The sequence below is a fragment of the Nocardioides sp. P5_E3 genome, assembly GCF_054049275.1.
In genome coordinates, this window is sequence record NZ_JBFUMR010000031.1 from 23,535 (window position 1) to 41,002 (window position 17,468).

The 17,468-nt window shown below is 71.9% G+C and carries 18 protein-coding genes; 9 read left to right on the forward strand and 9 right to left on the reverse strand.

The genetic code is table 11. The annotated features are described in order from the left end of the window. Nucleotides 1-41 precede the first annotated feature (41 nt). The 3 genes from ACXJKB_RS18240 to ACXJKB_RS18250 all read left to right on the forward strand — a co-directional run bounded on the left by ACXJKB_RS18240 (nucleotide 42) and on the right by ACXJKB_RS18250 (nucleotide 4,087). Nucleotides 42-536: a helix-turn-helix domain-containing protein gene (locus tag ACXJKB_RS18240; protein ID WP_457190860.1), complete on the forward strand. Its 495-nt coding sequence runs from the start codon at nucleotides 42-44 to the stop codon at nucleotides 534-536. A 53-nt stretch (nucleotides 537-589) separates the two neighbouring features. After that, nucleotides 590-1,312 carry a hypothetical protein gene (locus tag ACXJKB_RS18245; RefSeq protein WP_457190862.1) on the forward strand — a complete coding sequence of 241 codons (723 nt, stop codon included), beginning with the start codon at nucleotides 590-592 and terminating at the stop codon, nucleotides 1,310-1,312. Between the two features lie 189 nt (nucleotides 1,313-1,501). After that, on the forward strand, nucleotides 1,502-4,087 hold the full coding sequence (locus ACXJKB_RS18250) for a hypothetical protein (RefSeq protein ID WP_457190864.1): 2,586 nt from the start codon (nucleotides 1,502-1,504) through the stop codon (nucleotides 4,085-4,087). On the opposite strand, the gene ACXJKB_RS18255 is transcribed toward ACXJKB_RS18250, so the two are convergent. From ACXJKB_RS18255 to ACXJKB_RS18280, 6 genes are read right to left on the reverse strand one after another with little or no spacing between them, the layout of a single operon-like run. Next, nucleotides 4,069-4,791 carry an urease accessory protein UreD gene (locus tag ACXJKB_RS18255; protein WP_457190866.1) on the reverse strand — a complete coding sequence of 241 codons (723 nt, stop codon included), beginning with the start codon at nucleotides 4,789-4,791 and terminating at the stop codon, nucleotides 4,069-4,071. The genes ACXJKB_RS18250 and ACXJKB_RS18255 overlap by 19 nt on opposite strands. Further along, nucleotides 4,766-5,479 (reverse strand): urease accessory protein UreG, encoded by a 714-nt coding sequence (gene ureG, locus ACXJKB_RS18260; RefSeq protein ID WP_457190868.1) that lies wholly within the window; start codon nucleotides 5,477-5,479, stop codon nucleotides 4,766-4,768. Before ureG ends, ACXJKB_RS18255 begins: the two co-directional genes overlap by 26 nt. Further along, nucleotides 5,472-6,104, reverse strand: coding sequence for an urease accessory protein UreF (locus ACXJKB_RS18265; protein ID WP_457190870.1), 633 nt, complete (start codon nucleotides 6,102-6,104; stop codon nucleotides 5,472-5,474). Before ACXJKB_RS18265 ends, ureG begins: the two co-directional genes overlap by 8 nt. Beyond that, a complete protein-coding gene (locus tag ACXJKB_RS18270; protein ID WP_457190872.1) occupies nucleotides 6,104-7,801 on the reverse strand; it encodes an urease subunit alpha in 1,698 nt (565 codons plus the stop codon). The genes ACXJKB_RS18265 and ACXJKB_RS18270 overlap by 1 nt, the downstream gene beginning before the upstream one ends. Beyond that, nucleotides 7,794-8,117 carry an urease subunit beta gene (gene ureB / locus ACXJKB_RS18275; protein ID WP_457190874.1) on the reverse strand — a complete coding sequence of 108 codons (324 nt, stop codon included), beginning with the start codon at nucleotides 8,115-8,117 and terminating at the stop codon, nucleotides 7,794-7,796. Before ureB ends, ACXJKB_RS18270 begins: the two co-directional genes overlap by 8 nt. A gap of 10 nt (nucleotides 8,118-8,127) precedes the next feature. Then, the gene (locus tag ACXJKB_RS18280) at nucleotides 8,128-8,430 is read right to left on the reverse strand and encodes an urease subunit gamma (protein ID WP_457190876.1); all 303 of its coding nucleotides are present in this window, start codon (nucleotides 8,428-8,430) and stop codon (nucleotides 8,128-8,130) included. A gap of 77 nt (nucleotides 8,431-8,507) precedes the next feature. On the opposite strand from ACXJKB_RS18280, the gene ACXJKB_RS18285 reads away from it, so the two are divergent. Further along, a complete protein-coding gene (locus ACXJKB_RS18285) occupies nucleotides 8,508-8,801 on the forward strand; it encodes a DUF2516 family protein (protein ID WP_191193302.1) in 294 nt (97 codons plus the stop codon). Between the two features lie 139 nt (nucleotides 8,802-8,940). Here the strand turns inward: ACXJKB_RS18285 and ACXJKB_RS18290 are convergent, their stop codons facing one another. From ACXJKB_RS18290 to ACXJKB_RS18300, 3 genes are read right to left on the reverse strand one after another with little or no spacing between them, the layout of a single operon-like run. After that, nucleotides 8,941-10,359, reverse strand: coding sequence for a sugar nucleotide-binding protein (locus ACXJKB_RS18290; protein ID WP_457190878.1), 1,419 nt, complete (start codon nucleotides 10,357-10,359; stop codon nucleotides 8,941-8,943). Beyond that, complete coding sequence (gene rfbB / locus ACXJKB_RS18295; protein WP_457190879.1) at nucleotides 10,356-11,354, reverse strand: dTDP-glucose 4,6-dehydratase; 999 nt, start codon at nucleotides 11,352-11,354, stop codon at nucleotides 10,356-10,358. The genes ACXJKB_RS18290 and rfbB overlap by 4 nt, the downstream gene beginning before the upstream one ends. Before the next feature lie 10 nt (nucleotides 11,355-11,364). Further along, nucleotides 11,365-13,269, reverse strand: coding sequence for a DUF4012 domain-containing protein (locus ACXJKB_RS18300; RefSeq protein WP_457190881.1), 1,905 nt, complete (start codon nucleotides 13,267-13,269; stop codon nucleotides 11,365-11,367). Nucleotides 13,270-13,332: 63 nt separating this feature from the next. On the opposite strand from ACXJKB_RS18300, the gene rfbA reads away from it, so the two are divergent. The 5 genes from rfbA (at nucleotide 13,333) to ACXJKB_RS18325 (ending at nucleotide 17,463) form a co-directional block, all read left to right on the forward strand. Next, nucleotides 13,333-14,199, forward strand: coding sequence for a glucose-1-phosphate thymidylyltransferase RfbA (gene rfbA, locus ACXJKB_RS18305; RefSeq protein WP_457190883.1), 867 nt, complete (start codon nucleotides 13,333-13,335; stop codon nucleotides 14,197-14,199). Between the two features lie 78 nt (nucleotides 14,200-14,277). After that, entirely contained in the window at nucleotides 14,278-14,856 is a 579-nt protein-coding gene (locus ACXJKB_RS18310; protein ID WP_457190885.1) for a hypothetical protein, read from the forward strand. After that, nucleotides 14,853-15,164 carry a hypothetical protein gene (locus ACXJKB_RS18315; RefSeq protein WP_300047301.1) on the forward strand — a complete coding sequence of 104 codons (312 nt, stop codon included), beginning with the start codon at nucleotides 14,853-14,855 and terminating at the stop codon, nucleotides 15,162-15,164. Before ACXJKB_RS18310 ends, ACXJKB_RS18315 begins: the two co-directional genes overlap by 4 nt. After that, complete coding sequence (locus ACXJKB_RS18320; RefSeq protein WP_457190887.1) at nucleotides 15,161-16,936, forward strand: alpha/beta hydrolase; 1,776 nt, start codon at nucleotides 15,161-15,163, stop codon at nucleotides 16,934-16,936. Before ACXJKB_RS18315 ends, ACXJKB_RS18320 begins: the two co-directional genes overlap by 4 nt. Before the next feature lie 11 nt (nucleotides 16,937-16,947). Continuing rightward, entirely contained in the window at nucleotides 16,948-17,463 is a 516-nt protein-coding gene (locus ACXJKB_RS18325; RefSeq protein WP_457190889.1) for a hypothetical protein, read from the forward strand. The last annotated feature ends 5 nt before the right edge of the window (nucleotides 17,464-17,468 follow it).

Consider the following 17,468-nt stretch of genomic DNA (forward strand, 5'->3'; position numbering starts at 1 on the left):
TCGATTTGATTTCTGCTAACTCTTGTTAGCAAAATGGGGGCATGGCCAAGGACAAGATGACCCCGGCCAGGGCGAGTTCGAAGAAGGCGTCGAAGGCGGCTTCCAAGACCGGCAGCAAGACGAGCAAGGCGGTCGTCGGCTCGCTCGGCACGCTGGGGGACTACCTCAAGGAGCAGCGCCTCGGCGCGCAGCTCTCCCTGCGACAGCTCGCCGACCAGGTCGGAGTGAGCAACCCCTACCTCAGCCAGATCGAGCGCGGCCTGCGCAAGCCGTCGGCCGAGGTGCTCCAACAGCTGGCCCGCGCCCTGCGCGTCAGCGCCGAGCAGCTCTACGTCCGCGCCGGCATCGTCCACCCCGACCCCGGGCAGCCCGGGTCGGTGGAGCTCGCGATCCTCGCCGACGCCGCGCTCACCGAGCGGCAGAAGCACTCGCTGCTCGACGTGTACGCCTCGTTCCTCGCACTCAACGAGCGCGATGCGGCGCCGGCCCTACCCGCCGAGCCCGTCGAGTCCGTCGAGCCCGCCGACGAGCTCTAGCCACAGACCACCAGAACAACTGTCAGCACCATCCCCCATTGAAGGAGAACCCCATGGCCACCACCAAGCGCGACCTCAAGACCGAAGCCCTCAAGCCCGTCCTCGCCGGCGTCGGCGTCACCGACCTGGCCGTCGAGGCCGTCCGTGAGGCCGTGGCCGACGTGCAGAAGCGCGTCGCCGCCGTGCAGAAGGACGTCACCACCCGCGTGACCGACGTCCAGAAGACCGCGACCGACCCGAAGGCGCTGCGCAAGCAGGCCCAGGCCCGCCGCGCCGCCATCGAGGCCCGCGTCGCCGAGCTGCAGACCGAGGCCCGGGCGTACCCGGCCAAGGTCACCACGCAGGTCTCCGCGCTCGTCGACGGCAACGTCTCCGCGGCCAACGCCACCTACACCGACCTCGTCAAGCGCGGCGAGTCCCTCGTGGGCCGCATCCGCCGCCAGGAGTCGACCAAGGCCACCGTGACGTCCGCCAAGACCACCGTGACGAAGGCGAAGACCACCGCGACCCAGGCCAAGAAGGCCGCCGAAGCCACCACCGCCGCCGCCGACAAGACGGCCGCCACCAAGGTCGCCCCCAAGCCGAAGCCGACCGCCAAGAAGGCCACCCAGAAGGCCGCGGGCAAGAAGGCGGCCGCGACCACCGCCCGCAAGACCGCGGCGAAGAAGACCGCCACCGCGCAGAGCAGCGCCAAGGCCACCGCCAGCGCCGCCACCGCCACCGCGACCAACGCGGTCAAGGCCGTCGCCGACGCCGCCGAGAAGGTCGGCGACTGAAGAGCACCAGCCGATGAGCAGCAGCTGATGCTGTTCTGAGCAGGGCCGAGGGCCCCCGTCCACCAGGGCGGGGGCCCTCGTCGTTGCCCGTCTTTGCCGGGCATGGACAACTGTGGACAACTCCGCTCCAATGGGAGGGGCGGCAGCGGTGAGTTCTCGACCCGCCGCGGGAGGCCGCGGAGGCTGGCCATGGATGTCACGAGCGCGAAGATCGTGGAGCTGCGGGTCCACGGCGTCAGCGGGACGCCGCCGGAGGAGATGCTCGAGACGCACCATGCCCGGCAGGAGGCCGGCGACGAGTACTCGCGGTTCTTCGTCGCGGTCGACTGCTTCGGCGACAAGCCACCCGACCCCGTCGAGGACGGCACGGGTCCGCACACGCGGTCGACCAGGCTGGAGGGCTTCCACTGGGGCCGCTACACCTCGGGCAACTGGCGACAGGCGCTGTGGCTGGCGCTGGTCCCGTTCGGCATGGTCAACGCCGCGCAGTTCATGCTCAGCCCGCCCTCGACGTGGCGCGAGCGGTTCTTCCACACCGTCGTCGGCGGAGCGCTGCGGCTGCTCGCCCTCGGCCTGACCGCGACGTTCGCCCTGGCTGCGTCGTCCATCAGCATCGACCTGGTCGCCAGGCAACGGCTCGCCACCACCCGGCTCGGCCAGGCGTTGGGGGAGGGCACGCTCCTGGCGGCGGGCGCGCTGGTCGCGGCCGGCGGCGTGCTCGTGCTCTACCGGCTCGGGCGGCGCAACACGACCGTGCGCCAGCCGCCCGACGCCGCCGACACCCTGGGCCGCTCACTGGGCGAGTCGTCCGGCCTGACCCGGGAGAACTTCTACGCCGGCGACCCCGATGCCACCAGCCTCGGACGCCTCCACCTCGCGGGCGGCTGGGCGACGGTGGCCCTCGTCGGCAGCCTCACTGACGGCGACGCGCAGCTGGGCACCAGCCTGAGCTCGTTCGTGTACGCCGCCAGCGCGGGGCTGCTGGCGGCCCTCGCCGTGCTGGTGGCGGTGCTCGGCGACCCCGAGCACAGCGCTCCCCGGTCGTGGGAGCGCGACTCGGTGCTGGAGAGCTGGAACCGGGTCCTCCAGCGACCGGCGGTGGGCCTGACGGCCGCGTCCCTCGCGCTCGCTGTCCTGCTGTCGTCGGTGGTGATGCTGCTGCTGCGCGGGGTGAACCCCGACAACCCGCTCGCAGCCGTGGACGAGGTGTCCAACACGCTCGTGGTGGTCCTGACGGGCACGCTGATCGTCCTCTTCGCCGCCTCCGCGGGTCTGGCGCACGCCACCCGGCACCTCGACGCGRAGGTGCCCCGACCCTTCCGCCGCTACGCCGCAGGGATGGCGGCGCCGGTCGTCGCCGCGCTCGGCGGGTTCCTCGCCGTCGGATACTCGGCGGCGCTGCTGCTGGCCAGCGCCGAGCTGCTGGTCGACGACGCCGCGCTGCCCAAGCTGGTCGAGGGCGTCACCTTCACCTGGGGCGTCTCGGTGCTGCTCATGGTGGCCGTCGGCCTCGTGCTCGGGTTCCGCACGTGGACGGACCGCGACTGGCGTACCGAACGGGTGCGGCGCAGCTTCGGCCTCGTCTACGGGTCCTCGTCACGCGACGGGACGGGCGACGGGGCGGGCGACGGGGCGGGCGACGGGGCGGGCGAGGGGTCCGACGCGCCGACGTGGCTCACGGACGAGCGGGTACGCCGGATCGCGACGGCCAGCGCCGTCGCGCGGGTCAAGCTCGGGCTGCCCGTCGTGCTCGTCTGCTTCTCGTTCCTCGGCATGGCGCTCGCGGTGCTGCTCGCCATCGACCTCATGACCGGCGTGGGCGCACCGCGCGACGGACTCCCCGACGACTGGGTGGAGGTGATCTCCCGGCTCGGCGCCCTGACGCTGATCGCCCTGGCCGGCCTGCTCATGACCACCGCACGCCAGTCCCTGCGGGCCCGTGACCGGCAGCGGGTCGTCAACGTGGTGTGGGACGTGGTGTCGTTCTGGCCGCGGTCGGTGCACCCGTTCGTGCCGCCGCCGTACTCGCAGTTCGCGGTGCAGTCGCTGCGCGACCGGATCCGGCACCACCTCGGCACCTGCACCGAGGCGGAGCCGTCGACCACCGAGGTCGCCGACGCGGTCGTCGTGGAGGCGCACAGCCAGGGCAGCTTCATCTCGGTCGCCGCGCTGCTGTGGCTGAACCCGCAGGAGCTCGCGCGCGTCGGCTTCCTCACCTTCGGCTCCCAGCTGCAGGTGATCTTCCCGCGCGCGTTCCCGGCGTACACGAGCTACCACGTGCTCACGTGCCTCGACCGCGCGCTCGGAGGTCGCTGGATCAACCTCTTCCGCGACACCGACCCCATCGCGGGCCCGGTGCTCAGCTGGGCGCACACCGGTGAGGAGACGCAGCAGGTACTGCGCTCGCGCCGGCTGGGCCCGCCGGCGAGCACCGAGGACCCGTGGCCGCTCGTGCCCGACCTCCTGCCCGCCGTCCGCACCGGGCGACGCGAGTGCGGACGTGACTGGCGGCTGCTCGACCCCAGCCCGCCCGACCGCGAGCTGCACGCCGAGCCCCTCACCTCGATGATGCAGCACAGCCACTTCGCCCTGTCCCCGGACTGGGACGACGCCGTCGAGTGGCTGGCCGCCCGGACCCTGGGCACGACCTCGGGCACCCCGACGGTGCCGTCGCCGCGCGAGGACGTACGTCAGGAGTCGGCCTCAGCGACCGCCGACACGACCGACGACGCGGGCGACATGATGGGACCGGTCGACTACCAGGCGCACGACTGAGCCGCGCGGTGCAGGGCCGTCCACACCGGGTCGAGCGCTGCGGCGGTCTCGTGCGCCTCGCGCCCCAGCCTCCGCCACAGCCGGTCCCCGCGGTCCAACCGGAACGGGGACGGACTGCCCGGGGGTGGCTGGTGGCAGGTGCCGACCGCCAGGACGCTGTCCAGCACCCGGTGGGGCGCCAGGTGGTCCGAGCGCAGCTCCTCGACGAGCAGCGGACGGGCTTCGCGGGTGATCGTCGTCCGTGACACGAGGGAGCCGGATGGCTCGCCGGACCGGCCCAGCACGAGGGTCTCCCGGGCCAGCAGCGTGGCCGCCTCGTCCAGCCGGACGGACGTCGTCCGGGTGACGTGAGAGCCGCCCGACGACACCCAGGGCAGCGCGTCGAGCACCAGCCGAGACCCGACCCCGATCCGGGCGGTGAACGACCACGACGCAGACCCGCCGCGCATGTCGTACGCCACGGTGCCGCTCGTCTCCTGCACGTGGAGCGTGAGCCCGTCCCCGACGTCGCACTCCACCTCCACGGCGTCCCCCGCCAGCAGCAGCGCGCGGGTGGGCACCAGCGCCACCCGGGCCACTCCGTGTTCCGCCGAGAGCGTGACGACACGGAAGGGACCGCCGCGAGCGGTCACCCGGACGCGGGCGTCGCTCGTGCGGGCGACGGTGAAGGAGCAGGCGTCAGTGCGCGTGGACGTGGTCGCCATGGTCGTGCCGGCTCCCCTCGGCATGGACGTGCGGCGCCATCGGACCGGGGTCGGCCGGGACCAGGTCGCCGGTCCGCTGCCGGGCCACCATGGCCCGCACCCAGTCCAGGAGCCGGGTGACCGAGTCGGGGTCGTGCCTGGAGAGGGCGATGACCGGCCGGTCGTCGCGGGCCGCGAGGGCGTCCGAGCGCATCAGGTCGACGTCCACCCCGACGTGGGGAGCGAGGTCGCTCTTGTTGACGACCAGCAGGTCGGCACGCTCGATGCCCGGTCCGCCCTTGCGGGCCACGTCACCACCCCCGGCGACATCGATCACGAACACCTGGACGTCGACGAGGGCAGGTGAGAACGTCGCGGTGAGGTTGTCCCCACCCGACTCCACCAGCACCAGGTCCAACGGCCCGTGCTCGGCGACGAGGTCCTCGACGGCCAGCAGGTTGGCGGTGATGTCGTCACGGATGGCGGTGTGCGGACATGCTCCGGTCTCGACCGCGACGATCCTCGCGGGGTCCAGCACGCCCGCAGCCCGGATCATCCGGGCGTCCTCGTCGGTGTAGATGTCGTTGGTGACGACCCCGATCTCCAGCTCGTCTCCGAGGTGGGCGCAGAGCAGCATGATCAGCGAGGACTTGCCGGTGCCGACGGGGCCGCAGACGCCCAGCCGGAGCTCGCGGGGACTTTCAGGCACGGAACAACCTCCTGGTGGTGACGGCGTGGTCCTCGGCGAGCTGCTCGATCCACGGTGATGCGGTGGCGGGGATGTCGGTGGGTGACTCGAGGTGCGCGACCTGCGAGACCAGGACCGCCAGCCGCGGCAGCGCCGCCACGACCCAGCCGGTGGCGACGGCCGGGTCGAGCGGCCGCAGCTTGAGGGCCGCCGACGCGACGGTCTGCAGGTCGTCGTACCCGATCACCTCGGCCACGTCCGTCGCGGCGAGCCCGGTGACGTGCGCGACCGCGCCGAGCACCATCGGCCGGGGCAGCCCGGTCAACACCGGCGGCAGGTCCCACAGCACCTCAGCCAGGCGCAGCAGCCCGCGGCCCAGCTCGCGCGAGGTGTCGCGCATCGCGGCACTGGCCGTGCGGGCGGCCCAGGCGTCGTACACGGCGTCGAGACCCTCGCCCCGGTGCAGGTGGGCCAGGGTCACCACGGCGGTGGCCGCCTCGGTCCGCGTCACCGTCGCGAGACGCAGGGCGAGGTAGGCCGGAATGTCGACGGGTCCGGCGGCGAGCGCGGGCTCGAGACTCCCGGACTGGGTGTGGCCGGCGACGGGCAGCCGCGCGTCGGCGAGGAGCAGGGCGAGTGCGCTCATCAGAACATCGAGTAGAGCTGCGCCAGGGGCAGCGTGGTCGCGGGCGACGGCTCGACCAGCTCGCCCTCGACGGTGATGGCGAACGTCTCGGGGTCGATGTCGATGGCGGGCAGGGCGTCGTTGTTGACCATGTCGGCCTTGCCGACGTCCCGGGTCGGCGTCACCGCCGCGAGCCGTCGACGGAGCCCCAGCGCCGACGCGAGCCCGGCGTCGAGGGCCGCGGGCGCCACGAAGGTCACCGCGTGGTCGGCACCGTCCGCCCCCACCAGCGTCGGCCTCATCAGCACGGGCTGGGGTGTCGGGATCGACGCGTTGGGGTCGCCCAGCGCGCCCCACACCAGCGCCCCTGCCTTGATGACCGCCTGGGGCCGGATCCCGAAGAACCGCGGGTCCCAGAGCACCAGGTCGGCCAGCTTGCCCGGCTCGACCGACCCGACCTCGTGGGCGATCCCGTGCGCGACGGCCGGGTTGATCGTGTACTTCGCGACGTAGCGGCGGGCACGGACGTTGTCGGCGGGACCCCCCACGGAGCCGAGGCGGGCCTTCATGACGTGCGCGACCTGCCACGTGCGGCAGATGACCTCTCCGATCCGTCCCATCGCCTGCGCGTCGGAGGACGTGATCGAGAGCGCGCCGAGGTCGTGCAGCAGGTCCTCGGCCGCGATCGTCGTCGCCCGGATCCGCGACTCGGCGAACGCGAGGTCCTCGGGCACCCGGGGGTTGAGGTGGTGGCACACCATGAGCATGTCGAGGTGCTCGGCGACGGTGTTGACGGTGTGCGGGAGCGTCGGGTTGGTGGAGCCGGGGATGACGTGCGGGTGCGACGCGACCTTGAGGATGTCGGGGGCGTGCCCGCCCCCGGCGCCCTCGGCATGGAAGGCGTGGATGGAGCGGCCGCCGATCGCCGACAGCGTCGACTCGAGGTAGCCGGCCTCGTTGAGGCTGTCGGAGTGCAACGCCACCTGGAGGCCGAACTCGTCCGCCGCACGCAGGGCGGCGTCGATCGCCGCGGGCGTCGCACCCCAGTCCTCGTGCACCTTGTACGCCGCCGCGCCGGCCAGTGCCTGCTCGGCCAGGCCCTCCGCCGACACCGTGTTGCCCTTGCCCATCAGCAGGACGTTGACGGGGAGCTCGTCCAGCGCCCGGTGGACGGCCCGGAGGTGCCAGGCTCCCGGGGTGACCGTGGTCGCCTTCGAACCCTCGGAGGGGCCGGTGCCACCGCCGCCGATCGTGGTGGTCCCGGTCGCGAGGGCCTCCACGACCTGCGAGCGCGACAGCAGGTGGACGTGGACGTCGATCGCCCCCGCCGTGAGGATCTTGCCCTCGCCCGAGATGACGTCGGTGCCGGGACCGATGACGAGGTCCGGGTGCACGCCGTCGGCGATGTCGGGGTTGCCGGCGCGCCCGAGCGCGACGATGCGACCCTCGCGCAGGCCCACGTCGGCGCGGACGACGCCCCAGTGGTCGAGCACGACCGCATTGGTGATGACCGTGTCGAGCGCACCCCCGGAGCGTGGGACCGCCGACTGCGCCATCGACTCGCGGATCGACTTGCCCCCGCCGAAGACCGCCTCCTCGCCACCGAAGGTCAGGTCGTCCTCGACCTCGATCCACAGGTCGGTGTCACCGAGGCGGACCTGGTCGCCCGTCGTGGGCCCGTAGATGGCGGCGTACGCCTCACGACTGATCTCAACCATCGGCGCGCACCTGGATCCCGGGGACCACACGTCGGCCCCGCAGCGCGACGATCGCCACCGAGCGCGATGCACCCGGCTCGAAGCGCTGGGAGGTGCCCGAGGGGACGTCGAGCCGGAAGCCCGCCGCAGCGTCCCGGTCGAAGTCCAGGGCCGCGTTGACCAGCGGGAGGTGAACGTGGGAACCGATCTGCACCGGCCGGTCGCCGGTGTTGGTGATGACGACGGTACGCCGCTCGTCGGGGTTTCGGTCCGCGTTGAGGACGTGGGTACCCGGTGCGCACCGGATCGCCCCGGGGCCCTCGGTGTGGGTGGCCATGGCTCGCCTCTCAGCCGATCGGGTCGTGGAGGGTGACGAGCTTGCGGCCGTCAGGGAAGGTCGCCTCGACCTGCACCTCGGTCAGCATCGGCACCACGTCGGGCATCACCTGGACCGAGGTGAGCACCTCTCGGCCCGTCGACATCAGCTCGGCGACCGATGCGCCTTCGCGGGCGCGCTCGATCACCCAGGTGCTGAGCAGCGCGACGGACTCCGGGTAGTTGAGGCGGACGCCGCGGGCCAGCCGGTCGCGGGCGACCATGCCGGCCACGGCGAGCAGCAGCTTCTCGGTGTCGGAGGGGGTCAGGTGCACCCACGCAACGTAGGCAGCCGCTGTTTCGGGCACGTGACGTCACCGTCACGTCTCGCTACGTCGACTACCCTCGTGCCGTGAACATCTACGCGTTCCAGAGCACCCTCATGCTGGTGGTGCTCGTCGTGCTGCTCGCGGTCAAGGGATTCGCGTTCATCAACTCGCTGACCTACTCGGCCGAGGCCTACGAGGCGGCCGGCAAGCTCACCAAGCAGGCGTGGTGCGCGATCACCGGCCTCGGCTTCGCCGCCCAGCTGATCCTCATCGGCTCCTCGCCGCTCGGGCTGATCCACCTCGTCTTCACCATCGCCTCGCTCGTCTACATCGCCGACGTCCGCCCGGCGCTCGCCGAGGTCACCTCACGCCGCTGATCTTCGCCGCCCGTCTCGCCGCCCGTCCGTCTCGCCGGCGCGTGAGGGTGGCGGCAGATTGCTTGCGGGGCATGCGTGCGGGTGCGAGGTGCCGCCACCCCCGGCTGCAGGTGCGGGTGGCTGGAGGACTACGGAGCCGTCAGCCCGCCAGGTAGCGGTCGAGGGCGGACGTCGCGTCCTCGGGCTCGAACCCGGTGGCGCGGAGCTTCTCGAGCGACATCGCGGAGTTGAGCGGACGCGGGGCGAACGGGTTGCCCTGCGCCAGCACCCCCTCGGCGTACGACGCGGTGCTCGTGCCCGACACGTCGTCGGCGCTGCGGCCGGAGCGCTCGAAGACCGCCTGCGCGATCTCGCGCCACGACATGGCGGGGCCGCCGTTGGACACGTGGTAGGTGCCGAACGCGGCGTCGCTGTCGAGGAGGTGGCGGGTGGCGCGGACCAGCTCGTCGGTGAAGGTGAGCCGGCCGACCTGGTCGTCGACGACGCTGGGGGAGACGCCCTTCTCGGCGAGCGACTGCATGGTGCGGACGAAGTTCTTGCCCTCGCCGATCACCCATGAGGTGCGCAGGACGTAGTGGCGCGGGGCCAGCGAGACGGCGACGTCGCCGGCGGCCTTGGTCTGCGCGTAGACGCCGAGCGGTGAGAGCGGCTCGTCCTCGGTGTGACCGGGCTCGAGGGGCGCGGTGCCGTCGAAGACGTAGTCCGAGGAGAAGTGGACGAGGGTGAACCCGTGCTGGCGGGCGAGGCCGGCGAGGGTGGCGGGGCCGGTGGCGTTGGCCGCCCAGGCAGCGACCCGCCCCTCTGGGGTCTCCGCGGCGTCGACGGCGGTGTAGGCCGCGGCGTTGAGCACGACGGCGTACTCGTGCCACGGCCAGGAAGCGACGGCCTCGGTGTCGGTGACGTCGAGCTCCGCGCGGGTGACCGTGTCGCAGCCCGGGAAGGCGTCCGCGAGGGCGAGGCCCAGCTGGCCGCCGCTGCCGAGGACGAGCGTCTTCTTGGCGGGGATCGCCGTCGACGGGTCGAGGCCGGGGTTGTTCTGGTCCTTCTCGCTGATGACGGCCTCGCCCAGCGGGATCGGCCAGTCGATCGCGACCGTGGGGTCGTCGAGGGAGAGGGCGGGGTAGGCGATGCCGGGGCGCCAGTGCTCGTTGACCAGGTAGGTGTAGGCGGTCGCGTCCTCCAGCACCTGGTAGCTGTTGCCCACGCCGCGCGGCACGAAGACCGCGACGGAGGTGTCCATGTCGAGGGTGAACGTCGCGCCGAAGCTGTCGCCCTCACGCATGTCCACCCAGGCGCCGAAGATCCGGCCGGTGGCCAGCGAGATGAACTTGTCCCACGGCTCGGAGTGGATGCCGCGCGTGACACCGCGATCGGCGTTGAAGGAGACGTTGTTCTGGACCGGCCCGAAGTCGGGCAGGCCGATCGCGAGCATCTTCTCGCGCTGCCAGTTCTCCTTGAAGAACCCGCGGGCGTCGTCGCGGCGGTCGAGCCGTACGACGACGAGGCCCGGGATCGGCGTCGTCTCGAGGCTCGGCAGACTCTGGGGGGAGAGGCTCACTGGCCCTTCTCCGCGTACTTCGCCTCCGTCGCGTCCTTGTGGGGGCGCCACCAGTCCTCGTGGTCCTGGTACCACTCGACGGTGTTGGCCAGCCCCGCCTCGAAGTCCTGGAACTGCGGCTGCCAACCGAGCTCCTGGCGCAGCTTGCCCGACTCGATCGCGTAGCGCATGTCGTGGCCGGCGCGGTCGTTGACGTGGTCGAAGTCGTCCTCCGACCTGCCCATCAGCTTGAGGATCAGGCGGACGACCTCGAGGTTGTTCTTCTCGCCGTCGGCACCGATGAGGTAGGTCTCGCCGATGGTGCCCTTCTCGAGGATGGTGAGCACGGCCGAGGAGTGGTCGTCGGCGTGGATCCAGTCGCGGACGTTCTCGCCCGAGCCGTAGAGCTTGGGGCGCACGCCGTCGATGACGTTGGTGATCTGGCGCGGGATGAACTTCTCGATGTGCTGCCAGGGCCCGTAGTTGTTCGAGCAGTTCGACACCGTCGCGCGCACGCCGAAGCTGCGGACCCACGCGCGGACCAGGTGGTCGGAGCCGGCCTTGGAGGCGGAGTAGGGGGAGGATGGGTTGTAAGGGGTGTCCTCGGTGAAGCGCTTGGGGTCGTCGAGCTCGAGGTCGCCGTAGACCTCGTCGGTCGATACGTGGTGCAGGCGCTTGTCGTGCTTCCGCACCGCCTCGAGGATCGTGTAGGTCCCGAGGATGTTGGTCTTGATGAACGGGCTCGGGTCGTTGAGCGAATTGTCGTTGTGCGACTCGGCCGCGTAGTGGACGACCGCGTCGTGGGCCGCCACCAGCGGGTCGACGACGTCCTCGTCGGCGATGTCGCCGATTACCAGCTGCACCCGGTCCTCGGGCAGACCCGCCAGCGACTCCTTCGAGGCGGCGTAGGTCAGCTTGTCGAGCACCGTGATCGTCAGGTCGGTGTGGTTGACGAGGTGGTGCACGAAGTTCGACCCGATGAACCCCGCGCCCCCGGTCACAAGAAGGCGTTCCATGCCGCGGAGTCTAGGGGCGAGCGACGATCTCGAACGACTCGACCACCTCGAGCGCGTCGGTGGTGTACGTCGCCACGCGGCCGCCGCGCGTCGACCAGCCGTCGGGCAGGCCGGTGCCGGACGGGCTGGCGTCGACGGCGTAGCCGCGCGGGAAGCTGACCCGGACCCGGACGTCCTGCGGGTCGACCATGCCCTGTGGGTCGAGCGCCAGCCGGTAGGCGAGCCCGTCGCCGTCGCCGTCGCGGACCGCGGCGGCGGGGACGTCGTACGTCACCGCCAGGGTGTGGCGGGCCTGCGGCGCGAACTCGATCTCCGGGCGGATGAAGTAGCGACCATAGAAGTTGCGCGGCGAGATCTCGACCGGCTCGCCGTCCATCCTCGCCGAGATGGAAGCAGCTCCCTTGGGCAGGAACGGCGCGATGCTGAGCGTGTTCCATCGGGTGAAGTAGCCGAGACGGGGATCTGGTCCGGGCTGGAGGTAGGGCGGGGAGTCGTTGTGGACCTCCACCTCCATCTTGACTCGCGCGCTTCCGTCCTCGCGCACCGCAACGTCGGTGCTGACGGTGCGGCGCTGCCAGTAGTCGGACTTGCTGGGCACCTTGTTCTGCGTGAAGACGCCGATGTAGTCGTGCTCGGTGTCGGAAAGCCGGCCGGTGAGCCCCAGTGCGTCGAAAACAGCCTGCTCGTCGGGGCTGCGGAAGAACATTGCGAAGCGCCGCTCGTCTGCAGCGTCGGCGAGAGAGCGCCCGGTGCCCACGGGGTCGTTGCCGGAGAGAAGTCGTTCGACGAAGACGGGCCCGATTGCCCGGTTGACAGCCCGACGGCTGTTCACGTCGGGGTAGGTGTCGTAACTGCCGATGAGCTTCTCCACCAGGTTGTCACCGGTCAGCGTGCCGAGGGTCGGCAGCTCGAGCGGGCCGGTGAGCTCGAGCATCCGGGACAGTGCAACCACGTCGATCACCACGACACCGGCGAGCCGACGACCGCGCAGGCTGCGCCAGGCGTTGGCGAGCTCGTTGCCGGAGACCCGCCAGTCGGGAGCCATGGTGGCGAGGGCGGGCTTCATCTGGCCGCGGTGCAGCGGGTTGCCCTTGACCTTCTTCCAGTAGCGGGGGACAGCTACGCCTGGTGCGGCGGTGCCATCGAGTGTCGGTCCCACCGTCAAACGGCCTGCGTCGAGGTCGGCAATCACGAAGTTCTGCGGCGTCCCACCGGAGAAGAGCATCTCAGCCGGGTTGAGCAGCGCCACCAGGTACTGCCGGCTGGCGTCGCGACCCAGGATCTTGGGCAGGTGCTCGAGCAGCGGGTCGATCGTCTCGAGCCCCTCGGCCAGCGGGTCCACCTCGCCCTGCGCCTGGTCGCGGGCCTCGGCGAGCCGATCACCCACGATGACGCGCGAGTCGGCGACGTCGGCGAGCTCGGCCTGCGCGTCGGCCAGTCGCGTCGACACCTCGCGCAGGTCGTCGATCACGTCCTCCAGCACGTCGATGTCGACGTTTCCGTCGTCGACGAGGGTCGACTCCTCGCCGCGCACCTGCGGCAGGATGCGTACGCCGGTCTCCGCCACGGCGACGAGCTGGTCGAGGGCGTTGCCGAGGCGTCGTACGTCGCGCACGGGGCCGCCGGCGACCGGCATCCGGCTCCACACGTCGCCGCCGATCCCCTGGACCGAGCCCTGCAGGTCGTCGGTCTCCGAGCGGGCGCGCTCCACGGCCGCGACCGCGGCGTCGGTGTCGCCGGCGTCCAAGGCGTCCTTGGCGGCGGTGAGCTCGGCGCGCGCGTCCTCGGCATGGCCCGGGGCCGAGAGGAAGGGGATCGCGAGCAGGGCCAGGACCACCAGCAGCAGGAGCAGCCCGCCGATGACGGTCGCCGGCCGGATCAGCCGTCGCGGCGCGACGCGACGGGTGGACGGCATGCGTACATGGTGCCAAAGGGGGCAGAACCCACAAGAATCCCGGACGCACCCTAGGGTTCACCCATGCGTGGAATCATCCTGGCCGGTGGCACCGGCTCGCGACTGCACCCGATCACCCAGGGGATCAGCAAGCAGCTGGTGCCGGTCTACGACAAGCCGATGATCTACTACCCGCTCTCCACGCTGATGCTGGCGGGGATCCGGGACGTCCTGATCATCACGACGCCCCACGAGGCCGACGCCTTCCACCGGCTGCTCGGCGACGGCTCGCAGTTCGGCATCAACCTGACCTTCGCGGTGCAGCCGAGCCCCGACGGCCTCGCGCAGGCCTTCATCATCGGCGCCGACCACATCGGCGCCGAGCGGTCGGCCCTCGTCCTCGGCGACAACATCTTCTACGGCTCGGGCCTCGGCCAGCAGCTGCTGCGCTTCTCCGAGCTCGACGGCGCCGCGGTCTTCGGCTACCACGTCGCCGACCCCCGCGCCTACGGCGTGGTGGAGTTCGACGACCAGGGCCGGGCGCTGTCGCTGGAGGAGAAGCCGGAGCACCCGAAGAGCGACTTCGCGGTGCCGGGCCTCTACTTCTACGACAACGACGTGGTGGAGTACGCCGCCGAGCTGGCGCCGTCCGCGCGCGGCGAGCTCGAGATCACCGACCTCAACCGGCGCTACCTCGAGGAGGGTCGTCTCCACGTCGAGGTGCTCCCGCGTGGCACCGCGTGGCTCGACACCGGCACCTTCGACTCGCTCAACGACGCCTCCAACTTCGTCCGCACCATCGAGGGCCGCCAGGGCTTCAAGGTCGGCGCCCCCGAGGAGGTCGCCTGGCGGATGGGCTTCCTCTCCGACGACGAGCTCGTCGCCCGCGCAGAGCCGCTCCGCAAGAGCGGATACGGCGAGTACCTGCTCGGTCTCCTCAAGCACGGCTGACCGCGTTTGGGCGGGTCCCCGGCGGGGGAGGGTCAGGAGTAGCGGAGAGCACCCCAGCCGCATCCTGAAGGAGGCCCCGTGCCCGATCCGACCTCGCTCGACCTCGTCTCGGGTGCGCCCGCGGCCCGACAGGTGCTGCAGGACCCGTTCTGGGCGACGGTGCTCCGTCGCCACGACGACGTCGACCTCGTGGTGCTCCCGCCCGAGTCGCCCGATCGCACCGAGGTCCCGGCCGGCGAGCCGACGGTAGACCCCGAGGCGGCGCGTCAGGAGCTGCGAGCCCGGATGGCCGGGCTGTGGGCGGCCCTCGGCCTCGACGCTGAGCCGACCCACCTCGACGACGTGTGGTTCGCCGGGTCCGCGCCCGGCACCTTGCGGTGGCAGGGCACCGCGACCTTCGACGACCTCGACCCGGTCGTCGCGTCCGGCGCGCTCCAGCGCGCCCAGGACCTGCTCGACGAGTCCGACGGGTGGCACGTGCTGGCGCCGCCCGACGGCGTACCCCGTGTGCTGGCCGGACGCCCCGGGACGATCGGCCGTGAGGACGTGCAGGTCCTGGCGCCCGCCGCCGGGCGGGTGGTGCTGAGGATCCGCTCCGCCCTCGTCGTCGTGGGCGACGCTGCTGTGGCCGAGGCGATCGGCGGGGGTGCGCGATGAGCGACCCGTTGGTCTGGCAGATGGAGACCCTCCGTCGCGGCACCCAGGGGTGGGAGTCGCAGGAGACGCTGATGGAGACCTCGGCGCGCGAGCTCGGCGGCGCTGCCGCCTCGTCGCTGCCGCCGAGCGTCCAGGGCGCGGCGACGACGTTCCTGACGCGGTGGTCCGGCTACGCCGGGGAGAGCGCCGCCATCGCGCAGGGCTTCGTGGGCGCGCTGCACGCGACCGCCGACGACTACTCGACCACCGACGACGCCACCGACCGGCAGTTCAGCGACCTCGACGGACGTCTGGGGTCGGCCCGATGACCGTCACGATCGAGATCCCGGCGTCGGTCCCGGCGCAGATCAAGAAGCCCGAGGGCGACGCGGGCGGGGCCGACGGGCTCGCCACGACCATCTACGCCGCGGCCGGGCGCTACGAGGAGTTCGCCGACCGTTGTCGCGAGCTGCAGGAGCTCGGCAGCTGGGCCGGCATCGCCTACCAGTCCTACAAGGAGGCCTCCGGCGAGGCGTCGACCGAGCACTCGGCGATGGCCACGACCGTGCGCCGCGTCGGGCGCGGGGTGACCGCCTTCGCCGACACCCTGCGCGACCTGCTGCGCGACCACGAGGACCTCGTCGAGCGCAAGCGCGGTCTCGACGACCGGCGCACCGCGCTGATCGCCGACATCAACGCCTCCACCGAGGCCACCGACAACGAGATCGCCGCCTTCCGCGAGCGGGCGGTCGAGCTGCGCATCGACTACTCCGAGCTGGTCACCGCCGACGACGACCTGCAGCGACGCGTCCGCGACAACGAGACGCTTCTGCGCCAGGTCTTCCAGGCCGCCGACACCCTGCCGGAGGCGCTGTCGTCGGACGGCGGCATCCCGCCGACGGCGGAGTCGGCGATGAACCGTCCCGGCGCGCCTGGCAGCGGCGCCACGCCCGAGGAGGTGCAGCGCTGGTGGGACAGCCTCACCGAGGCCGAGCGCGAGGCCGTGATCGCGGCCTACCCCGAGCGGATCGGCCAGGGTGACGGCCTCCCGGCCGGCGCCCGCGACCAGGCCAACCGGGTGCTCCTCGACGACGACCTCGCGCGGCTCGCCGCCAAGGACGAGGACGGCACCATCTCCCCGCTCGAGCGCAAGATGCTCGCCAACGCGGGGCAGGCGCGCGACGCGCTCGCCAACGCCGACGCCTACACCGACCCGCTCGACCCCGACCTGAAGCCCGGCGGCGTGCTGTGGCTCTACGACCCCGCTGCCTACGAGGGCGACGGCCGGGTCGCCGTCGCGGTCGGCGACCTCGACCACGCGACCGACGTCGCGGTCTTCACGCCGGGCATCAACACCGACATGGGCGACACGACCTACTACACCGACCGGATGATGAACCTCTACGAGTCGACGCGCTACAACGGCGACGGCTCCAGCGTCGCCACCATGTTCTGGCTCGGCTACGACGCGCCGCACGGGCCGACCGACCTCGCGACCCTCAGCGAGGGACGCGCCGAGGAGGGCGGCCGCAACCTCGCCGATGCCATCGACGGACTGCGTGCCTCCCGGCCCGACGACCCCGCCCACCTCACTGCCGTCGGCCACAGCTACGGCTCCACCACGACGTCGTACGCCACCCACGGCGACACGTCCGACGTCGACGAGGTGGTCCTCATCGGCAGCCCCGGTGCGGGTCCGGCCGACCACGCCAGCGACCTCGGTCCCGGGGCCGACCACGTCTACGTCGGTCGCGACAGCCGCGACTTCGTTGCCGTGCTCGGCGACGAGGGGTGGGTCGGCAAGTTCGGCATCGGGCTGGGCACCGACCCGTCGTCGGAGGACTTCGACGCCAACCGCTTCGAGGCCGAGGACGTCGACCGCAGCTGGCACCGCAACACCGGCGACGCGCACAGCTCCTACCTCGACCAGGACACCGAGTCGCTATACAACATCGGGCGCGTCGTCGACGGCCACGGCGACGACATCAACACCGCGGAGCAGAGCTACGACCCGTGGTGGGGCCCGCCGCAGGACCCCGAGTGGGACCGCGACCCGACCGCCAACCAGCCCGGTCGTTCCGACACGAGCCCCGACCGGTGAGGATGGAGCGCATGAGACTCCTCCCGCTCCGGCTCCTCCTGGCCCTCGCGCTCGCCGTGGGGCTGGGGTCGTGCGGCGACCCCGACCCCGAGCAGGCCGCCGCCGACCTGGCGTCGATGAAGCAGGCGGTCAACGCCGAGCTCCGCGACATGGCCGCCGCGATCACCGGCGCCGGCCTCGCCGTCGAGCGCGCACAGGGCCGGGTCGAGAGCGAGGGCATGTCGACCTACCGTGCCGAGGACTACAAGGCGTCGGCGGTCGTCGTCGGCGAGGGTGCCGAGGGCGAGCAGGTCGACCAGGCCGCGACGGCGCTCGAGGACGCCGGGTGGAAGCGGACCTCCGACGGCCTCGACGCCTCCGAGCCGTGGGCGCAGCTCGAGCGCGACGACTTCCGCACCACCATCGGGTGGACCAAGGTCGGCGAGCGCGAGCTGGTGCTCACCCTCGACCAGGAGGGCGAGGTCGAGGTGCCCAAGGACTCCGAGCCGGTCGACCGGGACAACTCCGAGGACATCCCCCTCGACTGACCCGT

Coding starts and splice junctions, on each gene's coding strand:
- ACXJKB_RS18300 (WP_457190881.1), bottom strand. CDS start 13,269: ATGCCGTCCACCCGTCGCGTCGCGCCGCGACGGCTGATCCGGCCGGCG.
- rfbB (WP_457190879.1), bottom strand. CDS start 11,354: ATGGAACGCCTTCTTGTGACCGGGGGCGCGGGGTTCATCGGGTCGAAC.
- rfbA (WP_457190883.1), top strand. CDS start 13,333: ATGCGTGGAATCATCCTGGCCGGTGGCACCGGCTCGCGACTGCACCCG.
- ACXJKB_RS18265 (WP_457190870.1), bottom strand. CDS start 6,104: ATGAGCGCACTCGCCCTGCTCCTCGCCGACGCGCGGCTGCCCGTCGCC.
- ureB (WP_457190874.1), bottom strand. CDS start 8,117: ATGGCCACCCACACCGAGGGCCCCGGGGCGATCCGGTGCGCACCGGGT.
- ACXJKB_RS18240 (WP_457190860.1), top strand. CDS start 42: ATGGCCAAGGACAAGATGACCCCGGCCAGGGCGAGTTCGAAGAAGGCG.
- ACXJKB_RS18315 (WP_300047301.1), top strand. CDS start 14,853: ATGAGCGACCCGTTGGTCTGGCAGATGGAGACCCTCCGTCGCGGCACC.
- ACXJKB_RS18325 (WP_457190889.1), top strand. CDS start 16,948: ATGAGACTCCTCCCGCTCCGGCTCCTCCTGGCCCTCGCGCTCGCCGTG.
- ACXJKB_RS18255 (WP_457190866.1), bottom strand. CDS start 4,791: ATGGCGACCACGTCCACGCGCACTGACGCCTGCTCCTTCACCGTCGCC.
- ACXJKB_RS18270 (WP_457190872.1), bottom strand. CDS start 7,801: ATGGTTGAGATCAGTCGTGAGGCGTACGCCGCCATCTACGGGCCCACG.
- ACXJKB_RS18320 (WP_457190887.1), top strand. CDS start 15,161: ATGACCGTCACGATCGAGATCCCGGCGTCGGTCCCGGCGCAGATCAAG.
- ACXJKB_RS18245 (WP_457190862.1), top strand. CDS start 590: ATGGCCACCACCAAGCGCGACCTCAAGACCGAAGCCCTCAAGCCCGTC.